The following is an 11,355-nucleotide window of genomic DNA, read 5'->3' as shown; positions in this document are numbered from 1 at the left end:
CGGGAACGGCAGCGCACGGACGGGCCGTCCGTCAATCCATGATCCATGAGGCGGTGGCCGGGGAGTCGCTCAAGGTGCCCTTGGCCGAGGAGAGTTGGGAGACCTTGTCGGCCGGCAGGGCCTGGTGCCAGATCTGGATCCGGGCGATGGCGCCGCTCCAGAAGTCGACCGGCTGGCCCTTGTAGACGGCCTTGCCGATGGAGAGCGGCTCGGCGATGTTCAGCACGCCGGTGACGGGGGTGCTGCTGGCGAGCACGCCGTCCACGTACAGGCTGATCTTCTGGGTCGAATCGTCGTAGACGCCGGTCAGCAGGGTCCAGCGGCCGGTGCTGGCGTCCTGCTGGGAGAGCGCCTCCTGGGACATGCCGTCGCCGGGGGCGGTGTTGACCTTGAACGCCCACTTGTTCTGGTTGTTGTAGCCCTCGCGGCCCAGCTCGAAGGAGAGGCCGGTCGAGGTGCCCTGGCTGACCGCCGCGCGGCTGCCGACCGGGGCGTCGTTGCGGACCAGGGCGGAGACGGTGAAGCTGTGCGAGCTGTCCACCACCGGGCCGGAGGTCTGCGCGAAGGAGCCGTCCTGGCCCTGGAGCTCCAGGCCGTGCCCGCTGCGGTCCTTCTCCTCGGAGACGTAGGCGTGCGGGCCGATGGTGGCCGGGTAGGCACCGCCGCTGTCGGCCAGTGCGCCGTTGGCGGTGGTGATCACCGGGGCCGGGGTCGCGGCCGGGTCGCCGGAGGGCGCGGGGCTGCCGCTGGGCTTGCCGGAGACGGTGCTGTTCGCGACCGGGTGGTCGTCCTTCTTCTTGCCGCCGGCGAAGGCGAGGTAGCCGCCGACCCCGCCGCCGACCAGGACGACGGCCAGCGCGATCGCCATGAGCCGGAACCGCTGCTTGCGCTTGGCGATCTGCTCGCTCTGGTCCGCCAGGGCCTCCCAGTCCATTCCCGCACCCGCCGGCTGCTGGCCGAACTGGCCCTGCGGCGGGACTTGGTAGCCGCCGCCCTGCTGTCCGTACGGGAGGGGGGGAAATTGCCCCTGGGGGTATTGTTGGACATGCGGTGGGAACTGGCCGGGCGGATTCGGAGAGCCCGCAGGCGGGAACTGACCGGGGGGCTGGTTGTCCGCAGGGCCCCCCGGCTGCCATCTACCACTAGTCGGCTGCGCCGGCTCCGGCGCGCCACTCCCATCAGTCATGGCTCGGGATCATATTCCATGCCCATGGCGCAAGCATGACGCGGTCGCACTATTTCCGGGGTCACCGGCCGCTCGGCTTCGGCGCCCTGTGGCGGATGGTTCGGAACGGCTCCGTTCGGGACGGGAGTGTTCGGAGCCGGACTGTTCAGAACCGGAGCGCGTAGACCCAGAGCTCGACCTCCGGCGCCGGGCGCCAGTCTCGCTCGGGAGCGCGCTGGAAGCCGATCCGCTCGTAGATCCGGTGGGCGGCGCGCATGCCGGGGCGGGTGGAGAAGGCCATGCCGGCCAGGCCGAGTTCGCGGCTGCGGGCGAGGGAGGCGCGGACCAGGGCCTCGCCGACGCCGCGGCCGCGGGCGCTGGCCGCGGCGGCCAGCATCCGGATCTCGCCCTCCTCGGGGGTGGCGATGTCGGCCCAGGGGGTGCCGCCGACGGCGAAGGTGACGCAGCCGAGCACCCGCTGGTCGGCCGGGTCGACGGCGACCAGCAGCTCCGCCTCGGCGGTCCGGCGGCGGGCGTCGCGCAGCAGGGCCGCGTAGGGGCCGGCCGGGTCGGTGTGGCCGTCGCCGACGAAGGCCTCGACGGTCACTTCGCCGGCGGCGTCGAGATCGGCCTCGGTCGCGGGGCGGATGAGGATGTCCATCGGACAAGTGTGCCGATGCGCAGGTCGGGGGCGGTGCGGCGGGGGTGGTCGGCCTTGGCGGAGGCCTGCGGCGGGGCGGGGGTCGGGCGGTCGGAGCGGGCCGGACCGGTGGGGTAGCCGCCCGGGCGGTGCCAGTTGTCACGGCCCTGGCGGGCGGCGTCGTCCACGTCCCGGCCGACCAGGTAGCCGAGCAGGCCGATCCCGCCGAGCAGGCCGGTGAAGGCGAGTGCGGATTCGAGTGCGGTGGAGGTCATGGCTCCACTCTGCTCGCGGCCGGAGGCGGCGACGAGTGGCAGGAATGCCCGGCTGCGTCGAATTACTGCCATGAGCCGGTGCGTCCGCGCTAGCCTGTCGGGCATGCTGAAGAACGTCGTCGCGGTGGTGCTGGAAGAGGTCCATCCGTTCGAACTCGGCGTGGCCTGTGAGGTGTTCGGCCTGGACCGGAGCGACCAGGGGCTGCCGGTCTACGACTTCGCGCTGGCCTCGGACCGGCCCGGCGAGCTGCGCACCCACGCGGGGTTCGGCGTCCGGGTGCCGCACGGCGCGGAGCGGCTGGCGAGCGCGGACCTGGTGGTGGTGACCGCGATCGACCCGCACGGCGAGTACCCGGTGGAGCTGGTCGCCGGGCTGCGGGCGGCGGTGGAGCGCGGGGCCCGGGTGCTGTCGATCTGCAGCGGCGCCTTCCTGCTCGGGGCGGCCGGGCTGCTGGACGGGCGCGGTTGCACCACCCACTGGCGGTACGCCGACCTGCTGGCCGAGCGGTTCCCGCTGGCCACCGTGGAGCCGGACGTGCTCTACGTGGACGCGGACCCGGTGATCACCTCGGCCGGCACGGCGGCGGGCATCGACGCCTGCCTGCACCTGGTGCGCAAGCTGCAGGGGGCGGAGGTGGCGCGGGGGATCGCCCGGCGGATGGTGGTCGCGCCGCACCGGGAGGGCGGGCAGGCGCAGTACGTGAACCGGCCGCTGCCGGAGGCCGACGGGCGGCCGTTCGGCGCGGTGCTGGAGTGGATGCGGGTGGAGCTGGACCGGGACTGGACGGTGGACCAGCTCGCCGCCCGGGCCCACATGGCCCCGCGGACCTTCGCCCGCCGCTTCCAGCAGGAGACCGGGACGACGCCGCTGCGCTGGCTGATCGGGCAGCGGGTGCTCTTCGCCCAGCGGCTGCTGGAGGAGACGGACGAGCCGGTGGAGTCGGTCGCCGCCCGGGTCGGCTTCGGCAACGCGGCGACCCTGCGGCACCACTTCGGGCGGCGGGTGGGGACCACGCCGCAGGCCTACCGGCGGGCGTTCGCGGGCTGAGCGGAAGGGTTGGGCGGAGGGGCTGAGCGGAAGGGCTGGGGAGGAGGGCGGAGGGGCGGGGATCACTGCTCGATGATGCGGAAGACCGGGTAGCCGGGGGCGATCCGCAGCAACTCCTCGTCGCTCGCGGTGTGGTCGACGCCGTCGAAGAACATGCCGACCTCGAACTTCCAGCGGCGCAGGTAGGCCCGCAGGATCTCGGGCTTGGCGGTGTCGGCGAGTTCGGCGGCGGTGAAGACCTCGGCGCGGCCGCCGAGGCGCAGCTCGGCGACCGGGGTGGCGCGGATGTTGCGGACCCACTGGGTGTGGCCGCGCGGGGCGACCAGGTAGCGGGCGCCGCGGTGGCTGAGCACGTTGACCGGGGTGGTGCGCCACTCGCCGGACTTGCGGCCGCGGACGGCGAGCACCCGGGAGCCCCAGACGCTGATGCCCAGGCCGCTGAGGCAGGAGACGATCCGGTTGGCGATCACGTCGCTGAGGTTCTTCGGGCGGACGTAGCGCTTGCCGGCGGCAGTGGTGGTGGCGGACTGCTGGGTCATGGCGGGCTCCTCGGGGCGGCAGGTCGAGAGCGGTGCTTCGTAACGAGAGCACTGCTCTCGCTTTCCCTGGGTCCACTCTGACAGGAACGGTGCTCCAAAGCAAGAGCAGTGCTCTCGTTTCAGAACTCTGCTCCAAATAGTGTGCAGTGCTCCGCCTCTATGGCACTCTGTGTTCATGGCAGCAGCGATTCAGGGGGCCCGGGAGCGGGCCCGTGTGGAACTCACCCGGGAGATCAAGGCCGAGGCCCGCCGACAACTGGCCGAGGACGGCACCCAGCTCTCGCTCCGGGCCGTCTCCCGGGCCCTCGGCATGGCCTCCTCCGCGGTCTACCGGTACTTCCCGAGCCGGGACGACCTGCTGACCGCGCTCATCCTGGACGCCTACGCCGACCTGGCCGAGCACGCCGAGGCCGCCGTGGCCGCCGCGGGCCCGGCCCCCCGGCCACGCTGGCGGGCGGCCTGCCACGCGGTGCGCGACTGGGCGCGCGCCAAGCCGCACGAGTACGCACTGCTCTACGGCACGCCGGTCCCGGGCTACCACGCGCCCGCCGAGACCATCCCGGCCGCTGCCCGGATGCCGCTCACCCTGGTCGGCGTGGTCCGCTCCGCCGCCGACCGGCTGGCCCCCGCCGCCCCGCCGGCCCGCCCGCCGGGCCCGCTGGACAGTCAGCTCTCCCTGCTCGCGCAGGAGTTCGCGCCGGAGCTGCCCGCGCCGGTGCTGGCCCGGGCGGTGATGGCCTGGACCCAGCTGTTCGGCATGGTGAGCTTCGAGCTGTTCGGCCACCTGAACGGAACCATCGACCCGGCCGACGACTTCTTCGCCTACGCGGTCGAGGAGTTGGCCGACAACCTGGGACTCCCCCAGGGCTCGAGCGAGCACTGTTAGCCTCAGCCGGAAGGGACGCGGACGGCGTGCCCCGACGGGGAGGACGGCCATCATGGCGGGCAAGACGATCCGGGTGTTCGGCGCCGTCGCACTGCTGGCGGTGACCGGGGCGGGACTGGCCGCCTGCAGCGGTGCGAAGCAGGCGCTGGACTGCGGCAAGACGGCGATCACCATCGCCGGGGACGTGCAGGACGTGGAGACCACGTCCACCAACGTCGGCCAGATCACCGACCAGGCCCGCCGCAAGCAGACCGCCGACGCACTGAAGAAGCTCGGCGACGACGCCGCCAAGCTGCACACCGGCGACAGCGGCAAGACGGCTGACGACCTGTCCAAGGCCGTGCAGGAGGCCCAGAAGAGCCTGGACGCCGGCAGGCAGCCCGACCTCGGCTCGATCAAGACCGCGGCGGGCGACGTCTCCAAGCTCTGCGGCGCCGCCTGAGCCGTCCCGGACGGCGGGTGAAACGGTGCCGGCCACGGGGCGTGGGAACCCGTGGCCGGCTGCTCCGGTGCTGGACGGAAGATGCTCGGACAGGCCGTCAGACGGTCAGGCCGTCAGACCGGCAACGACCAGGCCTGGTTCGCCTGGTGGCTGCCGCAGGTCCAGGTGTCCAGCTTGGTCCCGCTCGCCGAGCCGCCGCCGTAGACGTCCAGGCAGAGTCCGGCCGCACCGTTCACCAGGGTGCCGTCCGGCTGCGCGGTCCAGGACTGCGCGGCGCTGCCCGCACAGCTGCTCAGCACCACGGCCGCCCCGGCCGAAGCGCCGCTCGCGGTCAGGCACTTGCCCAGCGTGCGGACGGTGCCGTCGGTGCCCAGGGTCCACCGCTGGTTGGCGGCGCCGGTGCAGCCGTAGAGGATCACCGGGTTGCCGTCGGTGGTCGAACTGCCCGAGTCGTCCACGCAGTTGGCCCCGTTTCCGGTGAGCTGCCCGGTCGGCACGGCGGCCCCGCACCCGCTGCCCGGGGTGACCCGCCAGACGGCGGTGCCGTGCGCGGGCACGGTCGCGGTGAGCGCGCCGGAGCCGCTGGAGACCGCCCCGCTCCACAGGTCCTTGGCGCTCACCGAGCACCCGGGCAGGCCCACCGAGGCCAGCGGCACCGAGACCGAGCGGGCGGCCGAGGTGCGGTTCAGCACCGCCACCGCGCGGTCGCCGCCGGAGAGCGGCCGGGCCAGCACGTCGGTGGAGCCGTCGGTGGAGACCACCCCGGCCTGCCGTCCCAGCGCGTCCTGGTCCACCGCGATCAGGTCGCTGTTGCCGAGTGCGGCGAGTCCGGCGGAGCTGAGCTGGGCGACGTTCGAGGAGAGGATCATCGGCGCCGCCTCCATCGACCAGAGCGCCACCTGGCTGCGGGCCTCGTCGTCGCCGAGTCCGCCGTCGCCGGCGATCAGGAAGTCGGGGTCGTTCCAGTTGCCGGGCTTGGCGTAGCGGCCGATCCAGCGGTTGTAGCCGTAGTTGGAGAGCACCGAGCTCCACCGCGAGGCGCTCGGGTGGGCGCTGTCGTAGGTGGCGATGTCGTAGCCCTCGCGCCAGAGCTGGCCGTCGCCGCCGACCCAGCCGAGCACCGAGAACCAGCTCGGGTTGCCCCACTCGCCGCTCTGGAAGTAGGCGGGCGCGGACTCGGAGAAGGCGATCGCCCGGCCGCTGGCGCCCAGCGCGGCGGCCTCGGCGCCGTAGGCCTGGCGGTAGGCCTGCTCCTGGGTCTGGCCGGCGGGGATGTAGACGTTGCAGCCGTCCAGCTTGAGGTAGTCCACGCCCCAGGCGGCGAAGTCGGCCGCGTCCTCGGCGAAGTGGTCCGCGCCGCCGCCGTTGGGCTGCCCGCTGCCCGGGTAGCCGCCGCAGGTGCTGGAGCCGGCGTCCTCGTAGATGCCGAACTTCAGGCCGCGGCTGTGCAGGTAGGAGCCCAGCCAGGCCATGCCGTGCGGGAACTTCGCCGGGTCGGCGGCCAGGTGGCCGCCGGTGCCGCGCTGGGCGGCCATCCAGCAGTCGTCCACGGTGACGGTGGTGTAGCCCTTGGCGGCGAGGCCGCTGCTGACCAGCGCGTCGGCGTTGGCGGTGACGGTCTGCTCGTCGATCCCGCACTGGTAGTGCGCCCAGTCGTTCCAGCCCATCGGCGGGGTCGAGGCGAGCAGCGCCGTTGTCGGGGCGGCGGTGGCGGGGGCGGCCGGCGCGGCCGGGGCGGCACCCGCGAGGGCGGCGCCGGTCAGGGCGGCGGTGGTCAGCAGGGCACGGAGCGTTCGTCGTGCTGATGTGGGCACGTCAGGTCCTTCCGGGCGGGGCGGGAGGCGAACGGGTCGGGTCTAGTGTGCAAACAGTGCACCGTTGATGCTCAATCAAGTCAAGAGATGCGTCAGAACGAGCACAAATGAGCAATGGGTGCATCGGTTGGCGAAAGTACTTTTGCCATGCAAAAGTAGATGGCAAGCTGACGACAAGTCAGCAGACCGAACACAGGGGGAACCGTCGTGTCCGAGGAATCGTCAGCCGCCGTCGCCGCACTGGACGCCTACCGCCATGCCCGGGCAGCGGCCGCCGCACCCCGTCCCGCGCCCGCCTGGTACCCGCCGGCCCGTGGCATCCTGGCCGCCGTGACCTACACAGCGGCTCCACTGCTGTTCGCCGCCGACCGCCCCGCGCCCTGGCTCGTCGTGCTGGTGCTTGCGGCGGGACTGGCCTTCCTCGCCGTGCACGCCGCCGCCGTCCGGCCCGGCGGCGTGCTGGTGCTGCCGGGTGACGATCCGCGCCGGGCGGCCCGGCTCCGCGCCCAGGGCATCGGTGCGCTGCTCTGGGGTGCGGGCTGGCTGCTCGCGCTGCCGCTCGGGCTGCCCGGTGGCGCGTTCGGCTCGGGCCTGCTGCTCGGCGCCCACCTGTGGTGGAGCAGCGCCCGGGAGCGGGCCGCCGCGGTGGCCGGCCGATGAGCGGCGAGGGGATCGACGAGCAGATCCACCACCCGACCCGGCTGGCCCTGATCGGATTTCTCTCCGGTTGCCACGAGGCGGAGTTCGGCGCCGTCCGGGACTACTGCGGGATCTCGGACGCCAGCGTCAGCCGGATCGTCTCGGTGCTGGAGCAGGCGGGCTACGTCACCGTCCGCAAGGGCTACCTCGGCAAGCGCCCGCGCACCTGGCTGGCCATCAGCCCGGCCGGGCGCACCGCGCTGGATGCCCATCTCGCCGCACTGCAGGCCCTGGTGGCCGGCGCAGCTCGGGCGGCGTCCGAGCAGTGCGACTGAGCGCCGAGCGGCACGCCGCCGCTCCGCGCTCAGTCGCGCGGCGTCAGTCGTTCCGCGCCGCCTCCGGCCCGGTGATCCGCCGCAGCAGCGGCAGGGTGGAGAGGATCACCCCGAGCGAGGCCAGCAGTCCGGCGCCGACCGTGACCGAGTAGAGCGCCCCCGGCCAGCGCACCGAGTAGCCCAGCTGCGCCTGGAGGAACAACTGCGCGGCCACGAACCCCATCCCGATCGCCAGCGTCGAGACCAGCAGCAGCGGCACCGCGCTCTCCAGCAGCACCGTCCGCCGCAGCACGCCGAGTTGCACACCCGTCAGCCGCAGCAGGCTGAACGGCCGCCGCCGCTCGGTGAGTCCGCCGGCGACCCCGACCGCCAGGCTGCACCCGGCCACCACGAGGCTCACCACCATGACCACGGAGGCCAGTTGCTGGAACCCGCTCAGCTGGGCACTGACCGTGGCCCGGAACTCGGCCAGGCTCCACGGCACCTGCGGCCGCGGGTACTGCACCATCAGCAGGGTGCGGGCCTGCTCAAGCGCGGCGGTGGAGCCGTCGGTGCCGACCAGGATCTCCTGCACCGGCAGGCCCGCCAGCTGCGCGGCGGGCAGCGCCGCGGCCGGCCACTGCTCCGGCCAGTCGGCCCCGACGTCCACCCCGAAGCCGTCGAAGTCCGGTGGCACGGAGGCTGTTTCGGCGCCGGGGACGCAGCCGTGGAAGGCCGGCAGGGCGGCCAGCTGGTCACAGGCGGCCAGCCCGGCGGTGATCCGGCCGTGCGGCACCGGATCGACGGTGTGCAGCGGGTTGGTGTGGATCACCAGCACCCCGGTCACGCCCGGGACCGCCCGCAGCCGGGCCAGGGCCGCGTCCGGCAGCGGGGCCGCCGGATCGACCGGCTCGCCATTCACCGTGCCGTTGGCCAGGCCGTTGTCGAGCAGGGTGGTGTTGATCGCGGTGCGGACGCTCGCCGAGCCGGCCTTCGGCAGCGCGCGTTCGCCGGTCACCGAGGTGATGATGCCCACCGCCCCGGTGGTGACGCAGAGCGCCAGCACCAGCCCGCTGACCGAGCGGAACCCGGCCTTCGGGTCGTCGGCCAGCCGCCGCCCGGCGATCAGCACGGCGGCCGAGCCGCTGCGCCGGGCCAGCAGCCGGGCGCCGGCCATGGTCAGCCAGGGTCCGGCGAAGACCAGGCCGCCCAGGATCAGCAGCATGCCCGGCATGTAGGCGAGCATCTGGGCGCCGGAGCCGTCCGGCCGCCGGCCGATGAACCAGGACAGCTCCGCGACGCCGAGCACCAGCGGCAGCAGCCGCCAGACGCGCGGCGGCCTGGGGGTGGTGCGCCGGCTCACCCCGAGCGGCGAGATCCGCACCCGGCGCAGCGAGAGCGCCGCGCCGGCGGCCGCGGCCAGCGGCACCCCGAGCAGCACGGCGAGCACGTCCATCGTGCTCAGCGCCAGGTCGCCCGGGTAGAACGGTGTCAGGGTGAAGTCCAGCCGGGCGACGGCCGGCCGCAGCGCCAGGTAGACCAGGAACCCGGCCCCGGTGCCGACGGCCGCGCCGAGCACCGCCTCCACCGTGGAGAGCGCGGAGACCTGCCGCGGCGTCGCCCCGACCAGCCGCATCGCGGCGAACCGCTGCTCGCGCCGGGCGGCCGCCAGCCGGGTCGCGGTGCCGACCAGGATCACCACCGGGAAGACCAGCGCCACCGTGGAGGTGCCGAGGATCAGGTCGATGGTGTCCTTCTTGGCGCCCACCACGCACTCCGAGCAGGCGGACGGCGGGACGGTGAGGATCGAGCCGATCAGCCGGGCGCCCTCCTCCCGCGGGAGCTCGGCGCTGCTCCGGCCGACCACCACCACCAGCGAGTCGGGTCCGGGCAGCGCCTGCTCGCCGATGGTGCCGGCCAGGTGCCCGGGGTAGCGGTCGCCGAGCTGCGCGGCCGGGACGGAGGCGAGCAGCCGTGCCAGCGCGGGGGAGGCGTAGTACTCGCCCGGTCCCGGCAGCCGCGACAGACCCGGCGGCAGCGGCGCGTGCGGGCCGGTGGCGGCGACGTCCACCCGGCCGATCTGCTTGCCGTCGTACATGTCGCCGGTCAGCTTCCACCAGAGCGGGTCCACGCCGGCCGGGGCCTGGTCGGCGGAGGTCAGCCGGTGGCCGTTGACCCCGCTGTTCAGCCAGGCGTAGCGCTGGTTCTGCGTGCCGATCGCGTTGATCGTCGCCAGCATCCCGAGCAGCATGCCGACGCCGAGCGCCACCGAGGCGGCGATGACCAGCAGCCGGACGAGCGCCTCCCGACCGCCCCCGACCGCCAGCCGCACACCGAGCCCGATCACGAGGACAGCCCCCCGCCCACCAGCGAGCGCACCACGCCGTCGCGCACCACGACCTCGCGGTCCGCGCAGGCCGCCACCCGCGGCTCGTGGGTGACCACCACGACGGTCGCCCCCTGCTCGCGCGCGGTGGCCACCAGCAGGTCCATCACCTGCTCGCCGGTGAGCGAGTCCAGCGCACCGGTCGGCTCGTCGGCGAAGACCACGTCGGGCCTGGTGACCAGGGCCCGGGCCAGCGCGACCCGTTGGGCCTGGCCGCCGGAGAGCTCGCCGGAGCGGCGGCCCTCCAGCCCGTCCAGCCCGAGCCGGCCGAACCACTCGCGCGCCTGGGCCAGCGCGGCGGCCCGCTTGGTGCGGGCCAGCAGCAGCGGCAGCGCGACGTTCTCCACCGCCGTCAACTCCGGCACCAGCTGGCCGAACTGGAAGACGAAGCCGAACCGGTCGCGGCGCAGCGCGCTGCGGGCCTGCTCGGGCATGGTGTCCAGGCGCTGCCCGGCGAAGCGCACCTCGCCGCCCTCGGGCGTGAGGATGCCCGCCAGGCAGTGCAGCAGGGTGGACTTGCCGGAGCCGCTGGGGCCCATGATCGCCAGGATCTCGCCGCGCTGCACGGCGAGTTCGGCCCCGCGCAGGGCGGGCGTCGGCCCGAAGGAGAGGGTCACGCCACGGGCCTCCAGGACGGGTTCGGCGCTCATCGGCGGACCTCCTCGGCGAGCGCGCCCAGCCGGGCGGCGGTCTGGTCGATCCAGCGCAGGTCGGCCTCCAGGTGGAAGAGCCCGTGGTCGGCGAGCAGCCGGTCCACCAGCGCCCCGGAGCGCCGCAGTTCGGTCAGCTCCCGCATCCGGCGCAGGTGGGCGGAGCGCTGGGCGTCCAGGTAGCCGGCGGCGTCCCGGTCCAGCAGCAGGGCCAGCACCACCTTGGTGAAGAGCACGGTCTGCAGGTGGGGTTCGGGGGCGGAGGGCAGGGCCAGCCACTCGTGCAGCTCGACGGCGCCGGCCTCGGTGATGACGTACCGCTTGCGGTCCGGCCCGTCGCCGGGCCCGACCTCGGTCATCACCACCTTGCCGTCGCGCTCCAGCCGGCTGAGCGTCGAGTACACCTGCCCGGGCGGCAGCGGCTTGTCGCGGCCGAAGTGGACGTCGTACTCGCGCTTGAGGTCGTAGCCGTGGCTCGGCGAGCGGTCCAGCAGGCCGAGGAGGGTGAGGGGGACTGTCATACCTAGATATCTACACTCAGTATCTAGTGGAGTCAA

Annotated in this window: 13 protein-coding genes; 5 read left to right on the top strand and 8 right to left on the bottom strand. The window is 73.9% G+C overall.

Annotated features, from left to right (window positions below; translation table 11 throughout):
- Positions 1-31: 31 nt before the first annotated feature.
- The 3 genes from ACFYNO_RS08185 to ACFYNO_RS08175 all read right to left on the bottom strand — a co-directional run bounded on the left by ACFYNO_RS08185 (position 32) and on the right by ACFYNO_RS08175 (position 2,080).
- A complete protein-coding gene (locus ACFYNO_RS08185) occupies positions 32-934 on the bottom strand; it encodes a LamG domain-containing protein (protein WP_388007195.1) in 903 nt (300 codons plus the stop codon).
- Positions 935-1,331: 397 nt separating this feature from the next.
- Positions 1,332-1,826 (bottom strand): GNAT family N-acetyltransferase, encoded by a 495-nt coding sequence (locus tag ACFYNO_RS08180; protein WP_388007192.1) that lies wholly within the window; start codon positions 1,824-1,826, stop codon positions 1,332-1,334.
- The gene (locus tag ACFYNO_RS08175; protein WP_388007189.1) at positions 1,769-2,080 is read right to left on the bottom strand and encodes a hypothetical protein; all 312 of its coding nucleotides are present in this window, start codon (positions 2,078-2,080) and stop codon (positions 1,769-1,771) included. Before ACFYNO_RS08175 ends, ACFYNO_RS08180 begins: the two co-directional genes overlap by 58 nt.
- Before the next feature lie 103 nt (positions 2,081-2,183).
- On the opposite strand from ACFYNO_RS08175, the gene ACFYNO_RS08170 reads away from it, so the two are divergent.
- On the top strand, positions 2,184-3,128 hold the full coding sequence (locus ACFYNO_RS08170; protein WP_388007186.1) for a helix-turn-helix domain-containing protein: 945 nt from the start codon (positions 2,184-2,186) through the stop codon (positions 3,126-3,128).
- 62 nt (positions 3,129-3,190) lie between these two features.
- On the opposite strand, the gene ACFYNO_RS08165 is transcribed toward ACFYNO_RS08170, so the two are convergent.
- Positions 3,191-3,667, bottom strand: a complete 477-nt coding sequence (locus ACFYNO_RS08165; protein WP_388007183.1) for a nitroreductase family deazaflavin-dependent oxidoreductase — start codon at positions 3,665-3,667, stop codon at positions 3,191-3,193.
- 175 nt (positions 3,668-3,842) lie between these two features.
- On the opposite strand from ACFYNO_RS08165, the gene ACFYNO_RS08160 reads away from it, so the two are divergent.
- Both ACFYNO_RS08160 and ACFYNO_RS08155 read left to right on the top strand, forming a co-directional pair.
- Positions 3,843-4,553 (top strand): TetR/AcrR family transcriptional regulator, encoded by a 711-nt coding sequence (locus tag ACFYNO_RS08160; protein WP_388007180.1) that lies wholly within the window; start codon positions 3,843-3,845, stop codon positions 4,551-4,553.
- A 52-nt stretch (positions 4,554-4,605) separates the two neighbouring features.
- Positions 4,606-4,995: a hypothetical protein gene (locus ACFYNO_RS08155; RefSeq protein ID WP_388007177.1), complete on the top strand. Its 390-nt coding sequence runs from the start codon at positions 4,606-4,608 to the stop codon at positions 4,993-4,995.
- Positions 4,996-5,108: 113 nt separating this feature from the next.
- On the opposite strand, the gene ACFYNO_RS08150 is transcribed toward ACFYNO_RS08155, so the two are convergent.
- Positions 5,109-6,809, bottom strand: coding sequence for a ricin-type beta-trefoil lectin domain protein (locus tag ACFYNO_RS08150; RefSeq protein WP_388007174.1), 1,701 nt, complete (start codon positions 6,807-6,809; stop codon positions 5,109-5,111).
- A 207-nt stretch (positions 6,810-7,016) separates the two neighbouring features.
- Between ACFYNO_RS08150 and ACFYNO_RS08145 the strand changes: the two genes are divergently transcribed.
- Both ACFYNO_RS08145 and ACFYNO_RS08140 read left to right on the top strand, forming a co-directional pair.
- Positions 7,017-7,469 carry a hypothetical protein gene (locus ACFYNO_RS08145; protein ID WP_388007171.1) on the top strand — a complete coding sequence of 151 codons (453 nt, stop codon included), beginning with the start codon at positions 7,017-7,019 and terminating at the stop codon, positions 7,467-7,469.
- Complete coding sequence (locus ACFYNO_RS08140) at positions 7,466-7,783, top strand: transcriptional regulator (protein ID WP_388007168.1); 318 nt, start codon at positions 7,466-7,468, stop codon at positions 7,781-7,783. Before ACFYNO_RS08145 ends, ACFYNO_RS08140 begins: the two co-directional genes overlap by 4 nt.
- A 43-nt stretch (positions 7,784-7,826) precedes the next feature.
- On the opposite strand, the gene ACFYNO_RS08135 is transcribed toward ACFYNO_RS08140, so the two are convergent.
- The 3 genes from ACFYNO_RS08135 to ACFYNO_RS08125 are packed head-to-tail and all read right to left on the bottom strand — an operon-like array spanning position 7,827 to position 11,319.
- Positions 7,827-10,109 carry an FtsX-like permease family protein gene (locus tag ACFYNO_RS08135; protein WP_388007165.1) on the bottom strand — a complete coding sequence of 761 codons (2,283 nt, stop codon included), beginning with the start codon at positions 10,107-10,109 and terminating at the stop codon, positions 7,827-7,829.
- Positions 10,106-10,798: an ABC transporter ATP-binding protein gene (locus ACFYNO_RS08130; protein ID WP_388007162.1), complete on the bottom strand. Its 693-nt coding sequence runs from the start codon at positions 10,796-10,798 to the stop codon at positions 10,106-10,108. Before ACFYNO_RS08130 ends, ACFYNO_RS08135 begins: the two co-directional genes overlap by 4 nt.
- Positions 10,795-11,319, bottom strand: a complete 525-nt coding sequence (locus ACFYNO_RS08125) for a PadR family transcriptional regulator (RefSeq protein WP_388007160.1) — start codon at positions 11,317-11,319, stop codon at positions 10,795-10,797. Before ACFYNO_RS08125 ends, ACFYNO_RS08130 begins: the two co-directional genes overlap by 4 nt.
- Positions 11,320-11,355 lie beyond the last annotated feature (36 nt).

This window comes from Kitasatospora sp. NPDC006697, assembly GCF_042869935.1.
Taxonomy (GTDB): domain Bacteria; phylum Actinomycetota; class Actinomycetes; order Streptomycetales; family Streptomycetaceae; genus Kitasatospora.
The sequence above is the reverse complement of the archived record's forward strand: the minus strand, read 5'-3'. Positions and strand labels throughout refer to the sequence as shown.

Bases quoted from the DNA above. Each gene is read 5' to 3' on its own strand.
- ACFYNO_RS08185 (WP_388007195.1), bottom strand. From the start codon at position 934: ATGGACTGGGAGGCCCTGGCGGACCAGAGCGAGCAGATCGCCAAGCGC.
- ACFYNO_RS08180 (WP_388007192.1), bottom strand. From the start codon at position 1,826: ATGGACATCCTCATCCGCCCCGCGACCGAGGCCGATCTCGACGCCGCC.
- ACFYNO_RS08175 (WP_388007189.1), bottom strand. From the start codon at position 2,080: ATGACCTCCACCGCACTCGAATCCGCACTCGCCTTCACCGGCCTGCTC.
- ACFYNO_RS08170 (WP_388007186.1), top strand. From the start codon at position 2,184: ATGCTGAAGAACGTCGTCGCGGTGGTGCTGGAAGAGGTCCATCCGTTC.
- ACFYNO_RS08165 (WP_388007183.1), bottom strand. From the start codon at position 3,667: ATGACCCAGCAGTCCGCCACCACCACTGCCGCCGGCAAGCGCTACGTC.
- ACFYNO_RS08160 (WP_388007180.1), top strand. From the start codon at position 3,843: ATGGCAGCAGCGATTCAGGGGGCCCGGGAGCGGGCCCGTGTGGAACTC.
- ACFYNO_RS08155 (WP_388007177.1), top strand. From the start codon at position 4,606: ATGGCGGGCAAGACGATCCGGGTGTTCGGCGCCGTCGCACTGCTGGCG.
- ACFYNO_RS08140 (WP_388007168.1), top strand. From the start codon at position 7,466: ATGAGCGGCGAGGGGATCGACGAGCAGATCCACCACCCGACCCGGCTG.
- ACFYNO_RS08130 (WP_388007162.1), bottom strand. From the start codon at position 10,798: ATGAGCGCCGAACCCGTCCTGGAGGCCCGTGGCGTGACCCTCTCCTTC.
- ACFYNO_RS08125 (WP_388007160.1), bottom strand. From the start codon at position 11,319: ATGACAGTCCCCCTCACCCTCCTCGGCCTGCTGGACCGCTCGCCGAGC.